24 protein-coding genes and 1 riboswitch are annotated in these 22,679 nt (G+C 47.6%); of the genes, 17 read left to right on the top strand and 7 right to left on the bottom strand.

Going from position 1 to position 22,679, the window contains the following annotated elements:
* Nucleotides 1-28: 28 nt before the first annotated feature.
* The 4 genes from KB186_RS12815 to KB186_RS12800 are packed head-to-tail and all read left to right on the top strand — an operon-like array spanning nucleotide 29 to nucleotide 3,711.
* The gene (locus KB186_RS12815; protein WP_173608289.1) at nucleotides 29-622 is read left to right on the top strand and encodes a nitroreductase family protein; all 594 of its coding nucleotides are present in this window, start codon (nucleotides 29-31) and stop codon (nucleotides 620-622) included.
* Nucleotides 597-1,634 (top strand): FecCD family ABC transporter permease, encoded by a 1,038-nt coding sequence (locus KB186_RS12810; protein WP_221869060.1) that lies wholly within the window; start codon nucleotides 597-599, stop codon nucleotides 1,632-1,634. The genes KB186_RS12815 and KB186_RS12810 overlap by 26 nt, the downstream gene beginning before the upstream one ends.
* Nucleotides 1,634-2,659, top strand: a complete 1,026-nt coding sequence (locus KB186_RS12805; RefSeq protein WP_232773754.1) for a FecCD family ABC transporter permease — start codon at nucleotides 1,634-1,636, stop codon at nucleotides 2,657-2,659. The genes KB186_RS12810 and KB186_RS12805 overlap by 1 nt, the downstream gene beginning before the upstream one ends.
* 44 nt (nucleotides 2,660-2,703) lie before the next feature.
* On the top strand, nucleotides 2,704-3,711 hold the full coding sequence (locus KB186_RS12800; protein ID WP_232773753.1) for an ABC transporter substrate-binding protein: 1,008 nt from the start codon (nucleotides 2,704-2,706) through the stop codon (nucleotides 3,709-3,711).
* Nucleotides 3,712-3,715: 4 nt separating this feature from the next.
* Here the strand turns inward: KB186_RS12800 and KB186_RS12795 are convergent, their stop codons facing one another.
* The gene (locus tag KB186_RS12795) at nucleotides 3,716-3,925 is read right to left on the bottom strand and encodes a GrpB family protein (RefSeq protein WP_173608285.1); all 210 of its coding nucleotides are present in this window, start codon (nucleotides 3,923-3,925) and stop codon (nucleotides 3,716-3,718) included.
* A 601-nt stretch (nucleotides 3,926-4,526) separates the two neighbouring features.
* On the opposite strand from KB186_RS12795, the gene KB186_RS12790 reads away from it, so the two are divergent.
* The gene (locus KB186_RS12790; protein ID WP_232773752.1) at nucleotides 4,527-5,123 is read left to right on the top strand and encodes a PepSY domain-containing protein; all 597 of its coding nucleotides are present in this window, start codon (nucleotides 4,527-4,529) and stop codon (nucleotides 5,121-5,123) included.
* A gap of 29 nt (nucleotides 5,124-5,152) precedes the next feature.
* Here KB186_RS12790 and KB186_RS12785 read toward each other — a convergent pair whose 3' ends face one another.
* Nucleotides 5,153-5,926 (bottom strand): metallophosphoesterase family protein, encoded by a 774-nt coding sequence (locus tag KB186_RS12785; RefSeq protein WP_173608283.1) that lies wholly within the window; start codon nucleotides 5,924-5,926, stop codon nucleotides 5,153-5,155.
* Between the two features lie 143 nt (nucleotides 5,927-6,069).
* On the opposite strand from KB186_RS12785, the gene KB186_RS12780 reads away from it, so the two are divergent.
* Nucleotides 6,070-7,002 carry a manganese-dependent inorganic pyrophosphatase gene (locus tag KB186_RS12780; RefSeq protein WP_173608389.1) on the top strand — a complete coding sequence of 311 codons (933 nt, stop codon included), beginning with the start codon at nucleotides 6,070-6,072 and terminating at the stop codon, nucleotides 7,000-7,002.
* A 50-nt stretch (nucleotides 7,003-7,052) separates the two neighbouring features.
* On the opposite strand, the gene KB186_RS12775 is transcribed toward KB186_RS12780, so the two are convergent.
* A complete protein-coding gene (locus tag KB186_RS12775; RefSeq protein ID WP_016738742.1) occupies nucleotides 7,053-7,223 on the bottom strand; it encodes a hypothetical protein in 171 nt (56 codons plus the stop codon).
* A gap of 135 nt (nucleotides 7,224-7,358) precedes the next feature.
* On the opposite strand from KB186_RS12775, the gene KB186_RS12770 reads away from it, so the two are divergent.
* Nucleotides 7,359-8,117, top strand: coding sequence for a MerR family transcriptional regulator (locus tag KB186_RS12770; RefSeq protein WP_232773751.1), 759 nt, complete (start codon nucleotides 7,359-7,361; stop codon nucleotides 8,115-8,117).
* Between the two features lie 47 nt (nucleotides 8,118-8,164).
* Here the strand turns inward: KB186_RS12770 and KB186_RS12765 are convergent, their stop codons facing one another.
* Entirely contained in the window at nucleotides 8,165-8,749 is a 585-nt protein-coding gene (locus KB186_RS12765) for a pyridoxamine 5'-phosphate oxidase family protein (RefSeq protein WP_232773750.1), read from the bottom strand.
* A 157-nt stretch (nucleotides 8,750-8,906) separates the two neighbouring features.
* On the opposite strand from KB186_RS12765, the gene KB186_RS12760 reads away from it, so the two are divergent.
* From KB186_RS12760 to KB186_RS12730, 7 genes are all read left to right on the top strand, one after another.
* Nucleotides 8,907-9,851, top strand: coding sequence for an MBL fold metallo-hydrolase (locus KB186_RS12760; RefSeq protein WP_232773749.1), 945 nt, complete (start codon nucleotides 8,907-8,909; stop codon nucleotides 9,849-9,851).
* A gap of 149 nt (nucleotides 9,852-10,000) precedes the next feature.
* Nucleotides 10,001-10,149, top strand: a riboswitch (cobalamin riboswitch).
* Between the two features lie 156 nt (nucleotides 10,150-10,305).
* Nucleotides 10,306-11,301 carry an ABC transporter substrate-binding protein gene (locus KB186_RS12755; protein ID WP_232773748.1) on the top strand — a complete coding sequence of 332 codons (996 nt, stop codon included), beginning with the start codon at nucleotides 10,306-10,308 and terminating at the stop codon, nucleotides 11,299-11,301.
* A 1-nt stretch (nucleotide 11,302) separates the two neighbouring features.
* Complete coding sequence (locus KB186_RS12750; RefSeq protein WP_173608278.1) at nucleotides 11,303-12,340, top strand: FecCD family ABC transporter permease; 1,038 nt, start codon at nucleotides 11,303-11,305, stop codon at nucleotides 12,338-12,340.
* 9 nt (nucleotides 12,341-12,349) lie between these two features.
* Nucleotides 12,350-13,126, top strand: a complete 777-nt coding sequence (locus KB186_RS12745) for an ABC transporter ATP-binding protein (RefSeq protein ID WP_221869068.1) — start codon at nucleotides 12,350-12,352, stop codon at nucleotides 13,124-13,126.
* A 12-nt stretch (nucleotides 13,127-13,138) separates the two neighbouring features.
* Nucleotides 13,139-13,705: a bifunctional adenosylcobinamide kinase/adenosylcobinamide-phosphate guanylyltransferase gene (gene cobU, locus KB186_RS12740; protein WP_173608276.1), complete on the top strand. Its 567-nt coding sequence runs from the start codon at nucleotides 13,139-13,141 to the stop codon at nucleotides 13,703-13,705.
* A gap of 278 nt (nucleotides 13,706-13,983) precedes the next feature.
* A complete protein-coding gene (locus tag KB186_RS12735; RefSeq protein ID WP_173608275.1) occupies nucleotides 13,984-14,640 on the top strand; it encodes a YitT family protein in 657 nt (218 codons plus the stop codon).
* Between the two features lie 170 nt (nucleotides 14,641-14,810).
* Complete coding sequence (locus KB186_RS12730) at nucleotides 14,811-15,287, top strand: hypothetical protein (RefSeq protein WP_173608274.1); 477 nt, start codon at nucleotides 14,811-14,813, stop codon at nucleotides 15,285-15,287.
* Here the strand turns inward: KB186_RS12730 and KB186_RS12725 are convergent.
* From KB186_RS12725 to KB186_RS12715, 3 genes are all read right to left on the bottom strand, one after another.
* The gene (locus KB186_RS12725; RefSeq protein WP_232773786.1) at nucleotides 15,272-16,378 is read right to left on the bottom strand and encodes an N-acetylmuramoyl-L-alanine amidase family protein; all 1,107 of its coding nucleotides are present in this window, start codon (nucleotides 16,376-16,378) and stop codon (nucleotides 15,272-15,274) included. The two genes, KB186_RS12730 and KB186_RS12725, sit on opposite strands and share 16 nt — an antisense overlap.
* 102 nt (nucleotides 16,379-16,480) lie before the next feature.
* Complete coding sequence (locus KB186_RS12720; RefSeq protein ID WP_173608273.1) at nucleotides 16,481-17,290, bottom strand: WYL domain-containing protein; 810 nt, start codon at nucleotides 17,288-17,290, stop codon at nucleotides 16,481-16,483.
* The gene (locus tag KB186_RS12715; protein WP_221869071.1) at nucleotides 17,277-18,572 is read right to left on the bottom strand and encodes a helix-turn-helix transcriptional regulator; all 1,296 of its coding nucleotides are present in this window, start codon (nucleotides 18,570-18,572) and stop codon (nucleotides 17,277-17,279) included. Before KB186_RS12715 ends, KB186_RS12720 begins: the two co-directional genes overlap by 14 nt.
* Before the next feature lie 183 nt (nucleotides 18,573-18,755).
* Between KB186_RS12715 and KB186_RS12710 the strand changes: the two genes are divergently transcribed.
* The 3 genes from KB186_RS12710 (at nucleotide 18,756) to thiM (ending at nucleotide 21,790) form a co-directional block, all read left to right on the top strand.
* The gene (locus KB186_RS12710) at nucleotides 18,756-20,192 is read left to right on the top strand and encodes an RtcB family protein (RefSeq protein ID WP_232773747.1); all 1,437 of its coding nucleotides are present in this window, start codon (nucleotides 18,756-18,758) and stop codon (nucleotides 20,190-20,192) included.
* Nucleotides 20,193-20,472: 280 nt separating this feature from the next.
* On the top strand, nucleotides 20,473-21,015 hold the full coding sequence (locus KB186_RS12705) for a hypothetical protein (RefSeq protein ID WP_232773746.1): 543 nt from the start codon (nucleotides 20,473-20,475) through the stop codon (nucleotides 21,013-21,015).
* Nucleotides 20,981-21,790, top strand: a complete 810-nt coding sequence (gene thiM, locus KB186_RS12700) for a hydroxyethylthiazole kinase (protein WP_173608269.1) — start codon at nucleotides 20,981-20,983, stop codon at nucleotides 21,788-21,790. The genes KB186_RS12705 and thiM overlap by 35 nt, the downstream gene beginning before the upstream one ends.
* The last annotated feature ends 889 nt before the right edge of the window (nucleotides 21,791-22,679 follow it).

Genomic DNA, 22,679 nt, shown 5'->3' with positions numbered 1-22,679 from the left:
GAGTATCACTATTGTTGGAGGGAACGAGATGGAGCCATCAATGTATCCGATTGCACAAGCGATCCGAGACCGCAGAACCATAAAGAAATTCAAGCCAGACCTGATTCCACTGGAATTGATTCGTGAGTTGCTGGATGTAGCTGTCTGGGCGCCTAACCACGGACTACGTGAGCCTTGGCGATTCGTCCTTTATATGGAGGAAGGGAAGCGGGTAGTTGTCGATGCCATTCTTCAAAACGCCATGAAAAAAAGAGATCCGGAATTGCTTTTACGCGTCCCGGCCTATCTTTTGGTTATCGTAAATGAAGACTCTCGGCAAAGAGAACGGGAAGAGGATTATGCGGCAGCCTGCACGTTGATTCAAAACTTTCAGCTCGCGGCGTGGGAGCGGGGCTTGGGCGTCGTTTGGAAAACGGAACCGTTCACGTATCAAGCAGGATTTTTGCAAGCGGTAGGGGTACGTGCGGAGGAAAAACTCGTAGGAATGCTTCAGCTTGGCTTTCCGGAGGTCATCCCGGAAGCACGAGCGAGAACGGCTGCAAATGACAAGCTGACCGTGATTCATTCGAACGTTGCTCTGGAGGATAAGAAGGGAAATGTCACTGTCACAGCCGATCACTAAAAATGCTTCGTTTCGAACCAGGCCGTGGATGGCCACGGTGTTGATTGTTGCAGGGATTTGCGCCATTCTTTTCGGACTAGGTTCATCCATTATCACTGGAGTGGCGAATATCTCTTTTGCTACCGTTTGGAATTCGATTTTTCATTATGATTCTAGCAACGAGCACCATGTTATTATTCAAACACTGCGAATGCCGCGTGCCTTGGCAGGAGCGCTGGTGGGAGCCGCTTTTGCCGTAGCGGGAGCCATCATGCAAGGGGTTACGAAAAATCCGATTGCGGATACGGGCTTGATGGGCATTAATGCAGGGGCTGGATTCGTACTTGTACTCGTTTTTGCTTTTGCCCCAGGACTCCCTTTTGAGTCTATTATTCTCTTTTCTTTTATCGGAGCGGGTCTGGGGGTAGGGCTTGTTTATGGTCTGGCCTATTTTTCCAAAAACGGTTTGACCCCCTTGCGGCTCGCGTTGGCAGGGGCAGTCGTCAGCTCAATCATATCAGGGATTAGTCAGGCGATTTCTCTCCTCTTTCAGATCAACTACGATCTGGCATTCTGGTCAGCAGGGGGGATCTCTACAGCGGAGTGGTTTCAAGTATCCGTCATGATGCCGTGGATTGTCGGAGGAATCGTTGTGGCCATGATCCTATCTCGCTCCATTACTATTTTAAGTTTGGGAGAAGAGATCGCAGCGGGACTCGGACAAAAGACAAGGCTGGTGAAGGGGGTGTCGGCGGCTGTCGTCATGGTGCTGGCGGGTGCTTCTGTCTCGACAGTTGGTGGTGTTGGGTTTGTCGGTCTTGTTGTCCCACATATCGTCCGTTTTCTGGTCGGGGTTGATTACCGCTGGATTATTCCATGCTCTGCAGTCTTGGGAGCTGTTTTGGTTGTTTTTGCAGACATCGGAGCCAAAATGATAGCGATGCCCTACGAGACACCGCTTGGCGCCATTATCGCTGTTATCGGGGTCCCCTTCTTCCTGTACCTGGCACGTAAGGAAAGGAGGGAGTGGTAGTGGACATCGATCAATTTTCCCAAAAAAGAAAATGCCGTAGTGTCCGACTGATCCTTCTTTTCGCAGTGCTTTTGCTTGTCGGTTTTGTCCTGAGCTTGAACACGGGACCGTACAGTATTGGGCCCTTCGAGGTGTTGCAAACGTTGCTGGGGGAGGGTTCGAAAAAGCAGAGTCTCGTGTTGTTTGAGCTGAGGCTTCCTCGGATGGTGATTGCGGTCATGATTGGAGCGGGGCTTGCTATATCGGGAGCGATCCTGCAAGGAATCTCTCGCAATGGCCTGTCTGACCCTGGCATTCTTGGAATCAGTTCTGGTGCTGGACTGGCCGTATTGTTGTTCGTCTCTTTATATCCCGCAACGAATATGGCCCCGCCTTTTTTGATGCCGTTTCTCGCACTCATCGGTGCCACCGCCACAGCAGCCATAATCTATACGCTGGCATACAAGAAAGGGCACGGCATATCTCCTACCCGTCTCTTGCTTACAGGGATTGCAGTAGGGGCGGGACTTAGCGCCATCAGCATTATTTTGACACTTCAGTTGAATCCGCGAAACCTCGAGTTTGTCGTCACTTGGCAGATGGGATCGTTGTGGGGTTCCAATTGGAAGTTCGTGCTGGCGCTTATGCCGTGGATGGTGATCCTGCTGCCGTACGTGTATCGGAAGGCAAATGTACTGAACCTGCTCAGTATGAATGAACAAATTGCAGCAAGCCTGGGCGTATCTCTTCAACGGGAGCGACTGGCCTTGATGGCGGGTGCGGTTGGATTGGCTGCGTCGAGTGTAGCGACAGGTGGAGGCATAGGCTTTATCGGTTTGCTTGGCCCGCATATCGCGCGCAGATTGGTCGGACCCCAGCATCAATACATGCTGCCCATTACAGCGCTCGTCGGTTCCTTGCTCGTGTTGACCGGAGATACGATAGGGCGAAGCATTATGCCGGTTACAGAAGTACCGGCGGGTATTGTCATTTCCCTCATTGGGGGGCCTTATTTTCTGTATTTGTTGATCCGAACAAAAGGGTAAATCATGTTTGAAATCAGGAGATGAATAAAAGGAGTTCAATTGATATGAAAAAGAAATTATCAGGCATTTTGTCTGTAATCTTAGCCACAGCCGTCGTGGCGGGGTGCGGAGCAGGACAGGCGACTACAGACACAAACACTGCCAATAAAGCGCAAACGGTTGAGGCAGGAGCATCACAACCCGATACAAAAGGGGCTGGGGCTGGGGAGCCTGTATATCCTCGAACCATCAAGCATACGATGGGGGAAGTCACATTGGAGAAAAAGCCGGAGCGTGTCGCTTCTGTCGATATCATGGGAACAGATTACTTCCTCGTGCTAGATTTTGCTCCGATTGTATCGGAAGGCTTTGAGTCGACGAAAAGCAAGTCACCCATTTTTGCGAAGTATGCGGAAGGTAAAACGGTAAAGGATCTGGGTGGAAAAACGAATTTGGAGACTTTGCTGGAGATGGACCCAGAGGTTATTGTCATGACTAGCACCGGAAAAGGCTCCAGATTTGAGGAATTCAACAAAATGGCTAATTCCATTGTCATTGATTTCTCAGTGGATGTCCCCACTCGCCTCATGAAAATCGCTGAAGTAATTGGTAAAGAAGAAAAGGCGAAGCAAGTTTTGTCCGATTTTAATAAGCTGAAAAGCGAAGCAAAAGCAGCAGCAGACAAACATAAAGGAGAAACGGCGCTATTCCTCGTTTCTAATGGTAAGGATTTTACGGTAATGCATCCCAAAAACTTCCCGATTTATTATAAGGAAGTGGGATTAACACCGATAACCGGATTGCCAGAGGATGGCAAGATTGGAGGGCGTATCGGAATCGAGGCGTTGAGTGAGCTTGCTCCCGATCATATCTTTATTGCGGAGAACCGCCGTTCAGCAAAAGCAGAGGAGCCAGAAGGGTTGATTCATATCTGGAAGGATCATCCTGTCTGGAAAAACCTCAAAGCAGTGAAAAACAACCAGGTCTACACGATGGATACACTCGCAGGCGATACGTTCTTCCTGGGAGAAATCGCTGGATTGGAAGCCATTAAGAACAATCTCGGAAAATAGAAATTTACTGCTGCTCATTCTGAGAATATTTCCATACAAGCGCTTTTTGTTCCAGAGCTTTTGCAAGTGAATCTTTCCCTTTTACATAACCGCCAGAATCATAGGGGAATCGTTTGGCCAGCTCTGCCTTCGCATCGCCGTAATGTTTGGCTTCATCAGGATGAGCACGCAAGTAGTCGCGAAAAGCCAGATGGCGGTCAATAGCTGGATGCACTGAAGCACTCTACAAGATTAGTAGAGTGCCTTTTTTCATTTCCGATTGCCTGATTCCGTATTGGCAGAGGAGATAGCTTGTGTTGCTTGTGCTGCCAATTGAATACGTGCTGGGTTTTTCACTTCCAAAGTCATAACGGACATGACAACCGTATGCATAGTGACGAAAAAATAGATTCAAAAAAAGATGTTTTTCAAAAGTGGTGATTCCACGGAAAAATCGTTTCTCCTTCTCATGTAAGAAAAAATAGAAAGTAATTAGAAACGATATGTATTACACTGCCATTCACGCTCTCTTTCGTATGTCATCGAGTCGACTGTTGTCCTCTCGATTGCTTTCATTATACGGAAAAAAGCGGAGGGCACGCAAAAGCGCGAATGGTTCATTTGCGTCGATTTAAAGGCAGTATGGTTCGTTTTTGCCAGTAGAAAACACGCGCTCTTTTTGTTAATCGCTGTGGCTCCCTGGCAATTATGAATGCTGTGAGAGGTCTCTTCTATTTTCTCATCAATTTCTAATCTCTCTCTTTATTTTCCTTCATCTGTCCTTTTTATGATAAAGGAGATCAAACAAACCCAGTCGAAAAAAGGAGCGAGATCATATGAAAAAAGTAGTCATGACCATGGTAGGAGCACTGATTGTAGGGAGCCTTGGCGTAACAGCCTTTGCACATAGCAACCAATCCTACAGTGTACCGCAAAAGAACACTTCTGCCGTGTACCTGCAAATCGACGATGATGTGAAACACAACTGGGCGAAGCTTGTGCGCATCACACCTGAAAAAGCACTGAAAAAAGTTCGGGATGTACAGCCTGGTACCATTATCGAATGGACGCTGGACGAAGAGGACGGTTTCCTCGTATACAAAGCAGAGATCAGAAATAAGCAGCAAGAGATTGATGTGTACGTCGACGCGATGACTGGCGATGTGTGGCAAACAGTTGACCACGATGACGACGATGATCATGACGACGACAACGACGATCAGTGGGAAAAACAACCGGTGAAAATCAGTGTAGAACAAGCGAAAAAAATCGCGCTGGCTAAAGTGAACGGCACCATCAAATCCATGAAGCTGGATGATGATGATAACCACTATGTGTATGAAGTAGAAGTGAAAACGGCTAAAGGACAGGAAGTCGATTTGGAGATTTCCGCTACAACAGGCGCTGTATTGGATGTAGACTGGGACGATTAATCTAGGCAGCTATCCTTCTCAACCGACCCTCAATAAACAGAGGGCCGGTTTTTTTGTGCAAGTGCCTCTAAAAATTCCATTGCTTCTTGAGCCGTAGGTATCTTTCGGACATTCTCTTCGGCAAACTTCTGAGCTTGTGGATAGTTCGTGGAAGCGATTTGTTTTGCAGCAGCCTCTACGTCATAGGGTGTAAAGCGATGCTCGTAGCTGTCACCATCAAGAAGTAACCAATATGCCCCTGGTTTGTTGGCAAACGGCATGCCCACACTTCCTGCATTGAGGATAAGCAGATCGCCAAGGCGATGTTCAAATTGGACATGCGTATGACCGCAGATGACGATTCGTTGCAGCGTCCGCTCAAAGTAAGTGGCCACAACTGTATCAGGAGTGAGTGGGGTGAAAATATCTTCATCATTGGTGGGAATGGCATGGCAGAAAAGTACGTCCTCATAATTCTCGCGTGTTAACGTGTAGGTAAGAGGGAGCTGCGACAGAAAGTCACGATGAGAGCGGCTCAATTGCTCCGCAACCCATGACGTGATTTCCCGCACAGAATCGGACATTTCCAAGGCCTGAGCCTCACCGTCAAAAGTGAGGAGTACTTCACGATCGCCATTACCACGAATGAATTGCACAGGTGTCTCCAATTGGAAGAGTATTTCAAGTGTTTGGACGGGCATTGGGCCTGAGATGGTGTCTCCCCCGATGACAATAAGATCAGGCTTCACAACTTCGAGTTCTGCCAATGTTGCATGTAGGGCAGGTACATTCCCGTGAATGTCATATAAAGCTGCCACTCTCATTTTATTTCGCCTCCCATTCATTACGGATTGTTCTTCAAAACCTTATTTCCAACGACCGAGTTTGAACCTATAATGTATCTTGGGCATATCCGCTAAGCTGTGGTATAATTTGGAAGCCAAATTACGATTAAGGAGTATGGATGATGGAAAAAAAACTAATCTTCGGTCATAAAAATCCAGACACAGATTCCATTTGTTCAGCACTTGTGTATGCTGACTTGAAAACAAAACTGGGCGCAAATGTAGAGCCTGTACGCCTGGGTGTAATCAGCAGCGAAACGGCATTTGTGTTGAATTACTTCCAAGTAAAAGAACCGCGTCTCGTAGAGACAGTGGCGAATGAAGTTAATGAAGTGATCCTTGTAGACCACAACGAGCGCCAACAAAGCGCGAATGACATTGAGCAAGTGCAAGTGGTAGAAGTGATCGACCATCACCGTATTGCGAACTTTGAGACGAGCAATCCTCTCTACTTCCGTGCCGAGCCGGTTGGATGCACGACTACCATTTTGAAGAAAATGTACAAAGAAAACGGCGTAGACATTCCTAAAGAGATGGCTGGCTTGATGCTTTCTGCTATCATTTCGGATACGTTGCTGTTGAAATCCCCAACGTGCACGGAGCAAGATGTAGCGGCTGCTCATGAGCTGGCTGAAATCGCGGGTGTCAATCTGGAAGCATACGGCCTGGAAATGCTCAAAGCGGGGGCAGACCTGAGCGACAAAACAATCGCACAATTGCTCACATTGGATGCAAAAGAGTTCCAAATGGGCAATGCGAAAGTAGAAATCGCACAAGTTAATGCAGTGGATGTCAATGATGTACTTGCACGCCAAAGCGAACTGGAAGCAGCTATGAACGCAAACATCGCTGAAAAAGGTTTGGACCTGTTTGTATTTGTTGTAACGGATATCTTGAATAACGATTCTGTTGCAATTGCACTCGGCAGTGCAACACAAGCAGTAGAAAAAGCATACCAAGTAACATTGGTGGACAACAAAGCTGTTCTGAAGGGCGTTGTCTCCCGCAAGAAGCAAATCGTACCGGTATTGACTGATACATTCCAAGCTCTGTAAAAAAGAAAGATGGCTGCCATGCACACGATGCGGGCAGCCATTTTTTATCTTTACATGCCTTGGGTAGGGTTGTTATGCATCTGGAACAAGGTTTGCTGGGCATAAGCATCATCAGTGTAATGGGTGATGGCATGTTTATCTCTCGCTTTAAGACTGAGCAGCCCTGTTAATCCCCATCCGGCACCGACTATAGCTACAATGAAGCCGATGATATAGAGCATCGAAGTCCCCCCTTGTATGGCTTTACCTATATTTTAGCAAATAATGAAAATGAAGTAACGCCAATTTTTTGTGAAAATGTATTTGACATTGACGGTCCGTAAATGTGTACGATCAATTTGTCAGGAGGAATGAACATGGAATATACGGTGCAAAAGCTAGGACTCCTGGCGGGTGTCAGCACCCGGACGCTCCGATACTATGATGAAATTGACCTTCTCAAGCCGGCGAGAATCAATTCGTCAGGGTATCGCATTTACGGACAGCAAGAGGTTGATCGATTGCAGCAAATCCTTTTTTACCGCGAGCTGGGGGTGAGCTTGGAGGAAATCAAGGAGATCCTGGATTCACCAACCTTTGATGCTGACCGGGCACTGCTGGAGCACCGCGAGAAGCTCCTGGAAAGGCGAGCGCAATTGGATGCGTTAATCGCCAATGTCGATTTGACATTAGCACAAAGAGAGGGGACCAAAACGATGAGTGACAAACAAAAATTTGAAGGCTTCAAGCAAAAGTTGATTGACGACAACGAGGCGCAATACGGAGAAGAAATTCGTGCAAAATATGGAAGTGACCGAATCGAAAAATCGAATCAGAAGGTCAAAGGCATGACAGAAGAACAATATGCCGCGCTGGAGAAATTGAACGCAGAGCTGCACGAGACGTTGTCGCAGGCTTTTTCGACAGGCGACCCTGCTCATGAATTAGCGCAAAAAGCAGCAGATCTTCACCGTCAATGGCTGAGTTTTTATTGGGACAGCTACAGTAAGGAAGCCCACGCAGGTGTGGCCCAGATGTATGTAGATGACCCGCGTTTTACTGCTTACTATGACAAGGAGCAGCCAGGTGTAGCCGAGTTTCTCCGCGATGCAGTGGCGATTTATACGAGCAAGTAAAGAGGTTTCCAAAAAAGAAGCTGCGAGAAAGGCAGCTTCTTTGTGTTTTACGCTTCGTTATCCCCACCTACTGCGGGGAAAAGCTTTTGTCCCAAGGGTGTTGGCAAGCCATCCATGCTGACTACGTTGTTTTCCTTTTGATAAGCAAGCAGTTCCTCTTCGTCTTTCGCCAAGGTCCATTTCTGAAGGGTATCCCGTTCTTTTGAAAAGGAATAGAAGGGGATGGCCCAGCCGCAAGAAGTCTTTACTTCCTGTACGTTTACGGAAATGATTTGACGAGCGCCGGGCAGAAGAGGGAAGTCCTTTACGAGCTCATCCCACCGAGGCGTATCCGGGAGAATAACCGTTCCTTTGCCGAATAGGCGCATGATGAGAGGAGGGCCTTCAAAGGCACAAAACATAAGAGTAATCCTGCCATTTTCCTGCAGATGAGCACTGGTTTCATTTCCGCTTCCAGTCAGGTCTAAATAGGCGACCTCCGTAGGCGATATGATGCGAAAAGAATCGTACCCTTTCGGTGAAAGATTCACGTGACCATCTGTGTCCATTGGAGCAGAGGCAACAAAGAACATTCGTTGCTTCTTGATAAACGTCTCATGCTCAGGTCGTAACTCAGAAAAAAGCTGACCCATTTTTGCACCCCTCCAAGTAATGGAATTTTTTTACTGCCCTTATATTACGATAAAAATATGAAGATTTTGTGTTGTTTTTCACCAGCGCCTCCCAAATAGGTGATAAAGTGTAAATATTCTCGCAACAAAATGATTTTTGAAAAGGAGGAGCATTTACATGCAATCATCACAGCCTATTTACTTAGGGGAGCGCATCCATTTAATAGACGGTTTCGATATGGGCTGGCCAGAGCGTACGGGGACTTATGTCATCGCTGAAGAAGAACTGACTTTGGTCGAAACAGGACCAAGCCCCTCCGTCCCATACATCAAGGCCGGTCTTGCCAAGCTCGGTTATACGCCGGAACAAGTAAAATACATCATTGTGACACATATTCATTTGGATCATGCAGGAGGAGTAGGACTGTTTTTGAAGGATTGTCCAAACGCAAAGGTCGTCGTCCACCCGAAAGGTGCACGTCATCTCGTAGATCCGAGCCGACTGATCGCAGGGGCGAGAGCGGTTTATCACGATGATTTTGATCGATTGTTCGATCCGATCGTGGCAGTTTCTGAGGAGAGGCTTTTGATTCGCGGCGACGGGGATACACTGAAGATCGGAGAAAATTGCGTGTTAGAGTTTGTGGATTCGCCGGGACATGCCAATCATCATTTCAGCATCTACGATCCCGTAAGCCGCGGCATGTTCACAGGGGATACGGCAGGTGTACTTTATCCACAGCTTCAAAAGGATGGCATACACCTCGTGCTGCCATCTACTTCGCCGAATCAGTTTGACCCAGATGCCATGCTAGCGTCTCTAAGCCGTTTTGAAGCACGCAAGCTAAATCGCATTTACTTTGGTCATTATGGGATGTCTGAGCAGGTGGATGATGTGTACCGTCAAATACGTGAGTGGCTCCCCGTGTTTGTGGAGGAAGGAGAGTCAGCGATTGCTGCTGGACAAACCTATGAAGAATTGTCTCGTACGCTGTTTGAACGAATCTCGGATCATCTACAGTCACAAGGCATCAGTGGTGACCACGACGTTTTCGAAGTACTCAAGCTCGATTTGCAAGTATGCTCCATGGGCATTCTGGATTATTTGCACAAACGAGAGTAGCCTGCGAAAAGCTTTACATTTGCCTGAACCTTTTGTTCAGGCGTTTTTCATTTTTAGTTAGGCAAGAAAGTATTGGCTTACGTGTTTGTCATTCTTTTTTCATCCAAGGAATGCTATGATGTAGGATGAATCATGGACTGTGACAATTTCAAACGTAACAGCAAATAGGTGCCTCGTCTTTTCTTAAAAAGATCGGGTGAAAAGGGAAGTCGGTGAAAATCCGACGCGGTCCCGCCACTGTAAATCGGCTCGTTCCTCAGCCGTAAGCCAGGAGACCTGCCTGTTTGTTTTCGTGCCTGTTGCCTTCGCGGAAAGGATCGGCCTATTTGAGGAAGCAGACCATCCTGTCTGTTTGCCCTGAGGTGCCGATCCTTTGATTTCCGAATGGAAGCAAGGGTCGCTTTTTTTATTGGAAGGTACAGTCAATCAGACATGAAGAAAGGAAGTTCTACATATGAAACGTTCATTGCGATTCATGATCCCACTACTGGTAGCGGCGAGCCTCGCGGGTTGTGCGGGTAATGATAACAGCCAGCCAGCACCAGGTGGACAAACAGGTGCACCGCAGACAACACCGCAAGAGAGCGCGGCCGAGCAGCCTGCAAAACAAACAACGTATCCATTGACAGTCACGGATGCGACTGGAAAAGAAGTAACCTTTGCAAAAGCTCCTGAGCGAATCGTCTCAACATCACCTGCCGAGACAGAGATATTGTTCGCATTAGGCTTGGAAGATCGGATCGTAGCTGTCTCAGACTATGACGATTATCCAGAAGCGGCGAAGGCAAAGCCGAAAATTGGCGGCGTCGTCAAACCGAATGAAGAAGCCATTCTCGCTCAAACGCCGGATATGGTCGTCGGTGGGATTTCGATGGAGAAGCCAGTGGCTGACAAGCTAAAATCTCTCGGAATGCCCGTCTACATTACTCATCCGACAAAGATGGATGACATCCTTAACAATGTTTTAACAATGGGAGTTATCACGAATACACAGGAACAAGCCGAAAAAGTCGTCGCGCAAATGAAGAAAGACATCGCGTACGTTGAAGATGCAGTGAAAAATGTAAAACCGGAACAGAAGAAAAAGGTATACCTGGAATTCTCCCCAGGCTGGACAGTCGGAAAAGGCGAGTTCATGGACGAACTCATCACACTGGCTGGAGCGACAAATATTGCTTCTGACACCCAAGGCTGGAATCCGATCAGTGAAGAAAAGATTTTGCAAAACGACCCAGACGTCATTTTGTATGCGAGCGGAATTACCGATGAAAAGACCGGCGTCAAGCTGGAGGATATGATCGCGAATCGCAATGGTTGGGATAAAATGAAGGCGATTCGTGAAAAACAAATCTTTGGCATGGACCAAAATATTTTGTCCCGCCCTGGTCCGCGCATTACACAAGGCTTGATCGAAGTAGCCAAGGCGATTTACCCTGACTTGGTGAAATAAAATGAAGAAACGATTGTTCATATGGGGAGGAGTCAGTTGTCTCGTCCTGCTGGCATCAATAGTCATCAGCATCTCGATGGGGGCGGCACAACTTCCGATCTCACAAGTATGGCTCATCCTGCTCCAGCAGATCCCGGGCTTCTCTGACTGGATTGCCGTAACGTGGCCGGAGTCATCTGAGCAAATTGTCATGAAGGTTCGTTTTCCACGCGTTGTATTGGCTGTCTTGATTGGGGCTTGCTTGTCGCTTGCGGGAGCGGGCTTTCAGGGAGTTTTGCGCAATCCGCTCGCCGATCCGTTTACGATGGGCGTGGCATCAGGTTCTGCTGTCGGAGCGGCCTTTTTAATCCTGTTTGGCTTGCAAATCAGCTTTTTGGGTGCATGGAGCACGCCTGTCGTCGCATTTCTTACAGGACTGCTCAGTCTATGGATCGTACTCGGACTCGCAAACACGCAAGGAAAGCTCCAAACAGAGACCCTGATTTTGTCTGGAGTTGTGGTGCAGGCTTTTCTCGGCTCACTCGTTTCCTTTATGGTTTCGCTATCCGATCAGACGGTCAATGAGATCGTGTTCTGGCTGATGGGCAGCCTGTCATTTCGGGGCTGGGCCTTTACGTACGTCTTGATTCCGTACTTGGTCATCGGTGGAATGGTGCTGGTGAGCTATGCGCGTTCCTTGAACCTTTTTGCATTGGGCGAGCGGCAGGCTGCGCATCTCGGCGTCCATGTGGATCGAACAAAGATGGTGGTTCTGGTCGTCTCGACTCTTCTGACGGCAGCAGCGGTTTCTATCGCGGGAATTATCGGGTTCGTTGGCCTGGTGGTACCGCACCTCGTCCGTATGCTGGTTGGTCCTGACCACCGTATTTTGCTGCCGATGGCTGCGATCTGCGGTGGCATCTATGTGCTGTGGGCCGACACTCTCGCCAGAATGCTGCTAAGTCCCACAGAAATCCCGCTCGGTGTCGTGACAGCATTTCTGGGAGCACCGTTTTTCGCTTATTTATTGAAGCAAAATAAACGCTTTAGGAAGAGGTAACGTAAGCTTATGATCAATGTGCGCAGCTTGCAGAAATCGTATCAGGATACGCCAGTTTTGCACGGAATCGATTTTTGCGTGGACAAGGGAGAATTTTTTGGCATCATCGGGCCCAATGGAAGCGGTAAATCCACCTTGCTGAAAATGATTTCAGGAGTCATCAAGGCGGATGCCGGAGACATTTTGCTTCAGGAGAAAAAGCTTCTTTCCTATCCACGCAAAGAGCTTGCCAAAATACTGGCTGTTTTGGAGCAAGAGGGTCTGCCGCCAGTCGGCTTTCGTGTCCGAGAGGTGTTGGAGATGGGACGCTTTCCTTACCAAAATTGGCTGGGCGAAGAAAAGCAGGATGTCGCATCGCTCATTGATGAAATCGTACAGCTGCTGGGTCTTGAACATTTGGAAGAGCGCACACTGGATCAGTTGAGCGGTGGGGAAAAGCAGCGCGTGGCTTTGGGGAAGGCATTGATCCAGCGACCACAGGTGCTATTGCTGGATGAACCCACGACTTACCTCGATATCGGGTATCAGATTCAACTGATGGACATCGTGCGAAAATGGCAAAAGACGACGCGGGTGACGGTCATTGCTGTGCTGCACGATTTGAATCTGGCCTCCTTATACTGCGATCGTATCCTAATGCTGCATAAAGGAAAGCAGATAAGCGTTGGCACACCAAAAGACATCTTGCAAAGTGACAGAATAGAGGCTGTATACGGAACCAGACCGATTGTCATGGAGCATCCTGTTCATCATTTGCCGCAAATTATTTTGCAATCGCAAGTGTAAGGAGACAGAAGCATGATTGTACTGATTACAGGTGGAGCACGCAGCGGAAAAAGCACGTTTGCCGAAAAATACGCAGCTCATTTGGGCTCCTCGGGTGTTTACATCGCGACTGCACAAATCACTGATGAGGAAATGGAAGAGCGGATCTTGTACCATCGCGACCGCCGTTTGCAATCCAACTTTCCTTGGCAAACGATTGAGGAGCCGTACGCATTGACAGAATGGCTTGCAAAGTTGGGAGCACAAAAGGACATACAAGAACAGCAGACGGTGATTTTGGTTGATTGCTTGATCCTTTGGCTGTCCAATTGGCTGTTGTATAAAGGAGAGGAACAGCCATTTGAGAAAGTGCTCCAGCAGGTTGATGTGCTGGTAAACCAGCTAAAAGACTACCCCGGTACCGTTTTGCTGGTGACAAATGAAGTAGGCGACGGGCTCGTCCCGCAACATCCGTTGGGCCGTATGTTTCGTGACTTGGCAGGGTTGATGAATCAACGTGTGGCAACTGTTGCCGATCAAGTTTTTCTTGTCACAGCAGGGATTCCGGTGGAACTAAAAGGACAAGCTTTCCAATTTTAGCTCGGTGAAAAGACGGTTTCGAGTCGTCTTTTCACCTTTTTTGTGATATAATACAAGAAAAGCCATGGAAGGGATCAGGATACCATGCGTCCCCATAGGACGATCTGGAAACGTTTTGACCTCTCCTACATCTAGCTTCGTAGTAGTCGCTCGTCACTGAAGACGACCAATCTACTACGAAAGCGGGGCCCTTTGTATGAGTAGCGACTTATACTTGCGATGTTCCTCGGTAGTCGGTTGGTCGTCTGTGCCTAAACCGACAAAAATGCGAGGAAACCATGATGAGGAGAGCGCTGCAGTTATCTAAGCGTTACAGTATGATTTTGTTTGGAGCTTGTTTACTTGCTTTTGCGTATTATCACATTAACTTTCAGAACCATTTGTCTGAAGGTGGGTTTGTTGGCTTGGGGTTACTGGCGAAATACGCCTTTGACTTGTCGCCAGCGATGGTGATGCTTTTACTGGATATTCCACTGTTTTTGGTTGCCTGGTTAGTTAGAGGCCGCCAGTTCATTTGGGACACCATTTTTGCATCACTTGCTTTTACCATGTTTTACGATTTGTTTGAACGATTTTCACCGATTGTCATGGATATGAGCAGAATGATGCCGCTGGCGTCTGTCTTGTCCGGTGTATTGACCGGGCTGGGTACCGGATTGGTTCTGCGCTATGGAGCTGCGACAGGTGGAGACGATATTTTCTCCCTGTTGATCAGTAAGTACACGGGATTGTCCATTGGTACGGTCTTTCTTTTACTGGACGTTATTGTGCTTTGCATGTCGTTCTGGTTCGTACCGATGAAAGAGATGATGTATACCATTTTGGCCGTTGTCATTTCCAGCCAAGTCATCACCTGGACCGTCAATCATGGTGCAGGAATGGAGGTCATGGAAGAGGAGCACGGGCATGGAAGCGTCTCGATGACCCACCGGTAATGAGTAGATATTCAGTTGAAAAACATGCCTATACAAAAGCAAGCAAAAGGCCAAGTCGGTTTTCATGTCGACTTGGCCTTTTGAACGTTAATGACCGTTTTTGTACATAATATCCTGCTTTCCTAGTGGATACTAACCAACACAGATACTCTCGAAGGAAAGGACCTGCCATGAGCGATCCGTTTTTTAGCAACTACAAAGCATTCGTCGTCATACCAGCGGATGAGAAGCAAATGGGACCGGAGCCTTTTAACCCGAAGGATTACGCCAGCCATTTCATCCTGACCTTTTCATTGTACGATGCGGTTATTTCCTCTTGGAGGGAAGCGACAAAGTATAAAGTGCAAGCAAAAAAGGGTCTGTTAAATGTGATCGATGGTTTCAATGCCAAACGCCGTGGTACAGCCCGTCTGCATTTGCTGGAAATGGAAGAAGACCAGGCGTATTTCGTCCTGGCCTTGTCGTTGAAAATTCAAAAAGACAATGAGAAAGCGGTCATGGAGACGATCACCAATCTGCTGGACAAGGATTTTGCAACCGACTTGTTGATCGGAGAGACCTGGTATCAGATCATTGGCCCCAAAGGGAAATTCGAGCGGAAGCTGTTCTCCTACAGCGTCCAGCCTTACGATTATCGACCGAAGTAATCCGCTAGAGCTTCCGTAATCGCCTGCGCAGCTTTGTCTTGATAGGACGACGTACGGACGATTCCTTCATCCTTTGGATTCGATAAGAACCCAAGCTCAATTAAGACGGATGGATCATCGTTTTCGCGCAGAACGTGATAGTTGCCGAATGAAATGCCATTGCTTCTTAAACCGATGCCACCTGCCAAGCGAGACTCAATCGCTCGAGCTAATGGCTCATCTTTGCCTTGCGAATAATAAAACGTGAGGGTACCGCTATTTGGCTTCACAGAAGAGTTGTAGTGAATGCTAATGAAGGCATCCGCTCCCTTTGATTCACTAAAAGCGACACGCTGCGCTAGCGAAGGCTTTTCTGTGTCACTTGTCCTCGTCATGAAGACTTGCGCTCCCCGTTGTCGCAGTTTACTGGCGAGCAGCATGGACGTTTTGTAATTCAACGTTTTTTCCATGCTATTCCACTTCGTTCCCTGTGTCCCGACATCGGAACCACCATGTCCCGGGTCGATGACGATGACTTTTCCTTTTAAGCCTGGCGATTTGGTGCTTTTGGACACCGGGGCGTTGGCTTTGGCATCGCCAATATATGTCGCAGACACCCAGCCTGTCTGTCCATTGGAAGTTCTCGCCTGGATCCAGTCTCCTTGCTTTTTCAAAATATCTACACGGGTTCCTCTGGGCAGCGAAAGGACAATCTCATGGCTCGTGCTTGGCCCTTTGCGCATTCGAAGCGAATCGGCCAAAACCGTGCCTTGCTGGCTTTTGGTACTCGCCGTATTGGCTGGTGAAGAAGCTGACCTCGCACTCGTTACCGCTCCTTTTTGCAAGTAATACCCCGCGACCCAGCCTACCTTTTGATTGTATTTAATTTTTGCCCAACCGTATGCTTCATCCGTAATGGTCACGACGGCCCCTTGCGGCACGGTAGCGACAACGGAAGCATTGAGGGCTGGTTCACTGCGAACGTTCAGAGAGGTTGCGACCACCTTTGCCTGGATGACACTTGCTGCTTGCGCCGGCTCCGTAAGAAACGGCCATGACAGACTAAGCCATAGCCCACATATGAGAGACGCTTTTTTACATGTTGTTTTCATCATTTCTACCTCTGACTTGGATTAGCTACTATCTCACCTGAATTATCATAAGGGAAATGCAGGAAATCGAATAGGGTATGATTTCCTGATTTTTTGGGACAATCAATGTGGAGTTTCGGTATATCTTGCCAAGGCGTTCGTTGCCGACTCTGCCATTCGCTTTTTGAGTTGATTGTTTTCTACTACTTTTACACGCAGGCCGAGAAAACGAATGCGCGATAAAATAAACTCCTGCTCGTCAGATAGAAAGTGCAGGGTGATTGTATACACCTGTGATTCTGGGTCAAAAGCGACCGCTTTGTCAAAGCAGGAAAAGGCGTACAATATGCGCTGGAGCTCAGTGTTGTAACGAGGGATGATCACGATTTTTGCCATCTGCTTGCGCTGCTGGATCTGTTCCGAGATAGTCGGCAAAAAACTGTCATACCATCCATCTTCTATGTAAAGCTCATCGACGGAGCGAATGAGATGCAGCGGAGTCGTGATCAGTCGATTGGAAGACATGTTCAACCAGATCAGGTACCAGGCCTTCTTGGCAAGTGAATATTCCAGCTTGTAGGGAACCCCACGTTGATTGCGAAAAACCGGGCCTTTGTTCGTGGCTGCGGTTATTTTTATGTGATTCTTGCCGAGAATGATTCGCCGCAGGGTTCGCACGAGTGGGCTCCAGAGCTGCTTGGCCTGAGTTTGCGCTTTTTCCACGAACCGTTCTTGTTCGGTCCATTTATTATCAGGCAGATGTGTCAAACGGTGAAGCTTTTCGAGTGTAGCGGGCTCGAAAATTTCTGCCGCAGATGGATTCTCCAGCATCAGGGCGAGCCACGCTTTTTCGTGTGAGGTTATCGGATAAACACCCGCTTCATCCAGCCGTGTCACCAGTTGGTAATTATGTATCTTATCAAACAGATTCATAGTAGGCGAGCAGCTCCTCCCATTCTTTTTGGAATTGCTTGCGAAGAAACAGCGGTTCAAGAACTTCGACGCTTGAACCGAAGCTGCGAATCCACGGTGTAATTTCCATCGTGCTGTTTACGTTTATCTCGTACACAAAGCTCTCCCGTGATTCTTCTGTCACAATCCCCCATTGCCCCTGTGCCTCCACTCGCTCTTGGATAAAGGAATGAGGCGTGTCGCGAGGCTGAAAAAAGCGCAGGCGTACGGTTACGAGTTTTCCTGTATCAATTAGCCAACTGTTGGCAATACGCTCATCCGCACTTGCTTGCAAGGAAGAGAAGATTTCCGGCGTAACCGATTTGCCTGTTACGAGCTTGGTCATACCTTCCACGCGGTATTTGCGCAGCGGACCATTGCCGCATCCTTGGGCCAGCAAGTACCATCTGCCGTATTGATGATCAAAAATAACCCGGAGTGGAATGACTTTTTGATGTCGCCCGGATGTGTCTCGTTGGAAAGCCGGATTCGTATTTTGGGAATCGTAAAACTTCCGGCGTTTGGGTGTGTAGTAGTGAAATTCAACGATTTTTCGCTGACGAATGGCTTCGGTGAGAAGCAAAGCTTGATATTCATCGAGAATGCGTGAGACGAAATGATATTTGTACAAAAACGTAGATGCATCGGTTAGCTTCAAGCGATGTTTGAGATAACGCTTCACTTTTTCTTGCAGAAGATAACCAGGGACGGCCGGAAGTTGTGTATTTGCCATGAAGTCGATGAAATCATACAGATCCAACAACTCGTCGTCCGTCAGCGAGTCCAGTAGCTCACCGTCGAATTGATAGATGTACGGCCTGACCTCACTCACATTTTTTATCACGCCAATTTCTTCGAGGTATTTCATGTCCTGACGAATCGTTTTTTCATCGGGCTCTGTATCCACAAACGTATCCAGCAAATCTTTAATGGAAAGAGGCTGTTGCTTGAGCTTTTCCAAGATGTGCGACAGTCGTTCTACTTCCGAATCCTTCAATGATTTCGCATGGTACAAAAACATCAAGAAATTGTCCGTCACCTCAAAATAGTTGTAACGAAGCTGTGCATAATACTCTTTTTTCTCCTCATCCCCGACATGCTGATAAAAGGTCGATTGGATGTCCTTCAGCTTTTTTAGCGTTTTATCAAGCGTATGTACGGAAATCCCGAGCCGCTCGGCTAACTGTTGCCGATTGTAGGCACCAGCGGTCAAAAACAGGAGACGGAGCAATTGCAGCTCTTTGTCAAAGCTTTCGCGTGCCATTACATTCATCCTTATTCATTCGTCATTTATTTCCAAATTAGTCCTCATATTACGAAGAGGCTGAAGAGAAGTCAATGAGAAAAAGAGATTCGTAATACTTTTACCATGTTCAAACCAGATGCGCGGATGGAAAATAAGGGTATGAAAAACAGCGCAGGCTGTGAGAGACAGGAGAATTGGATAATGAAAACAATTTTGCATGGAAACAACCATCGTGAAGTGAAGCTGGAGCATGGAGATGTGCACGTTTTTGCGAATGACGAAGTCTTTGCGAGCTTCGGTGAACGCGTATATCAAATGGCAGACAATAATTTGCGGATTCCGCGAAATGTTTATTTTTCGTATACCCCCGATGCGCATGTAGGCGTTGGGACCTGCATTGGGACGACAGCCGTTTGGAATCTTGCCGATGGATTTGTCTCGCCTTCCATCGTCGGATCAGACATTGGATGTGGAATGCGTGTACATCTGACTCCGTTGCATCGAGATGACCTCAAAGACAAGAGCCTAAAACGTGCATTGATCGAAGCGATCGAAGCGTACGTCCCGACAAACGAGCGGGGTCATACGCATTTTACGGATATTCGCTTGGAGGAAGTGGTGAAGCATGGTTTAAAAGGGCTGCCGAGCAACTATATTCCGGATACAGAAGCAGCACCCGACACTTTAAGCCGTTCTTTCTCGCATGTGGAAAAGTACACATTTGAATTCGACCATTCGTTCCTGGAGCAAATACCGCAAAAATCTTGGAGTCGTGCGTGGGGCCAGTTGGGGACATTGGGGGGCGGTAACCACTTTATTGAAATCCAGCATATCGAGATCGCGGAGGAGAACAGGGAGATTGCGAAAGCGTGGGGACTGTTCGACGGCCAGGTCGTCATCATGATTCATTCCGGTTCGCGTGCGTGGGGGGCTATGCTCGGGCGGGATTATACCAAAAGCTTCAAGGAAGCCATGTACAAATGGGGGATTCATAATCCTGAGCCGAGCCTGGTATATGCTCCGATCCAAAGCGAGGAAGGGCAACAGTATTTGAATTTGATGTACTCCGCGCTGAACTTTGCAGTAACGAATCGGCATATGATCGGGTTTTCAGTAGAGCAGGCGTTTCGGGATGTTTTTGGTAGTGAGATGCGTACACCTGTCCTGTATGATCTGATGCATAATTACGCCTTGAAAGAATTTCATCGCAACACACCGATGCTCGTCCACCGCAAAGGAGCGACGAAGGCGTTGCCAGCAGGCCATTTCCAAAATCCGAAGGCTTATCGCGAAACCGGACATCCAGCTTTGATCCCCGGTTCTATGGGAACATCGTCCTATATCATGGTTGGATCGGGGGCCGGTGCGAAAAACTTTTATTCGATCTGTCATGGTGCTGGGCGTGTTCGTTCTCGCAAAGCAACCAAGGAGCTCGTGACCATCGATCAATTTGAGCAGGCAATGCGCGTGGGACAGGAAGACGAGATCATGGTGAATCACCGTTCGCTTGCTTCCATCCTTGATGAATGCCCGCAAGCCTATAAAGATGTGGATCAAATCATCGATTCGGTTGTGGGAGCAAATCTTGCATCTGTCGTAGCAAAATGTAACCCTCTTATTGCCATAAAAGGAGTATAATGAAGAGTGGCTTCCTGAAAATTTTGAGGGAGCCACCTTTTGCAATTTAACTTACACTAAATTACAGAAGTTAAATTGTGAACAAATTGCTGAGAAGTTTCAAAAAATAGGTTCGAATGTAACATAAATTGCATCGCTTCCTCAACCGATACCAAAAGAGAGACAAAATAGGGGAGATAGGGGAACAGATATGCCTACATACTATTACTTCACCTGCCTAAAATGCCGAACCCGGGGGGGAGTTTTCGGCGAACAGGCCTGGGGCTGGGGAAACTTTGACATGATCGAGTCCTTCAAATACCTGGCTCACCACATCCGTACATGCGGAGAAGATTCGATTCGCGTGATTTCTGAGGATGTAGATGATTATGTAGATCAGCTACACGGAGAGTACAACACCTTCCTTGAGCAAACGAAGCATATATTTCCGCATTCCAAAGATTGGGAGTTCCTTGATCGATGGAAAACACTAAAGGTAGAAGAAATGAAGCTAAAATGGGTCGAGGAAAACCGAATCATGCATCCAGATGATCGGATGAAAATATGCGGAGTCCTTGATGCCGTGGATATCTTGAAAGAAGGGGCGGGAAGAGTCTCCTTCAGTGCCAGCGTGACGGATGAGGATGGGAAAGTGTGGAAAATTGTAGCTAACATGCACGAATTACCCATCTTACAGCAAGCGTATATCATTATTGGCGTCATGCAAGAGCATTCTATATTAGGAGAAGTCATCGAGGTATACAAGATGATTCCACGATTCGCTGTTCAAGAGGAAAGGGGTAACGATCATGATTCTGGAGACAATCGGGCAATTACTAATTAAAGTGCGCGAGGAAAATCCACTCGTTCATAACATAACGAACGTAGTTGTCACGAACTTTACAGCGAACGGTTTGTTAGCTCTTGGTGCGTCACCTGTCATGGCGTACGCCAAACAAGAGGTTGCAGACATGGCAAGGATCGCCGGAGCTCTTGTATTGAATATAGGGACGTTGAATGAGCATGAGATTGAAGCGATGTTGATCGCAGGAAAATCCGCTAACCAGCATGGCGTGCCTGTTTTGTTTGATCCGGTGGGAGCGGGAGCAACATCGTATCGAACCGAGACAAGTCAACGTCTTGCGCAGGAACTCAACCTAGCCTTCATTAGAGGAAATGCTGCCGAGATTGCCAATGTGGTAGGGGAGCGCTGGGAGATTAAAGGTGTAGATGCGAAGGAAGCAGGCGGAGATGTCGAGAACCTAGCGAGAGCAGCAGCGAAAAAGCTGGGGACAATCGTAGCGATTACGGGCAAGGTCGACGTGATTTCGGACGGAGAAACGACTTATTCGATCCATAATGGTCATCCCATCTTAACGAAGGTGACCGGAACAGGTTGTTTGTTAACGTCTGTTATGGGAGCGTTTGCAGCCATTGCAAATGACAAGCTGATCGGAGGAGCTGCGGCATTGGTATGCTACGGTGTTGCTGCTCAGTTGGCAGCCGAGAAAGCAGCAGTAGTAGGGCCAGGAAGTTTCCAAATCGAATTTTTGAATGCCTTGTATAACTTGACCACAGACGATGTTCGCCGTTTTGGATATATCGAAAAAAGGGAATAAAAATTCCCCTTTAAAAAAGGGGAGGAAAATGACCGTAGAACGATTAAGCTAGATATGTTAGACAGTAGCTGTAATTTCGCAGTGAATAAGACAGCAGCTTCTTCTGGTGCTCTGAAAGTGCTAGGAATATAAATTCAACGTGATCATCATCGTATGGACGGACATAAAAACGGGAAATACCATGACAAATAATTTCTCTCTTTAACGTCAGCGCCACACTGGCGTCTGTTCGTATGTGCAATTCCACGCTGTGTACCCTCCTTGGACATTCAATAGAGTACCAAAAAAATACAAGGAAAAACAAGGGAATTATGTCTGATTCATGTCCAAGTTGTTACCGTTTTTTGGATGAAAACTGACAAGGAGAACGATTCAGAAAAAACTAGCGTGGATTGCTGGGAAAGCACCCTGTTCGAGAGAAAAAATTCGAGATGAGTCCGGCCATTCTCCCTTTTTCCGTTGAGGTATTTACTTTATTTCGAAGGCACCGTACGAGCTCCTGATCACAGTGACAAGAAAAATAGCCGTGCTTTTGATAGCAATAATCATGCCTCTTGCAGCATCTGTCGACATCATCAATCGGCGCAGCCGGCCCGGAGCATCCAGGCCCGCACCAGTTTCCGTACAAACAGGGGAAGCCTACTGAACGGCGCTTTCTTTTTGACAACTGACATCACTCCGTCTTGTAAAGGAATACTACTTGTATCATATTGAACCGGAAGTGAAGTTGCTTTAGGCAATCTCCCTTTTTTCGTAAACTTTCAAAATATCACTTGAAATCATGTTGTGAATATGATAGATTAATTCTTGCCGAAGCGAACGCTTGCAGGCTCGATGGATGGATGTCCGAGCGGCCGAAGGAGCACGATTGGAAATCGTGTAGGCGGTG

The organism is Brevibacillus sp. AF8 (genome assembly GCF_021270385.1).
Lineage (GTDB): Bacteria > Bacillota > Bacilli > Brevibacillales > Brevibacillaceae > Brevibacillus.
The sequence above is the reverse complement of the archived record's forward strand: the minus strand, read 5'-3'. Positions and strand labels throughout refer to the sequence as shown.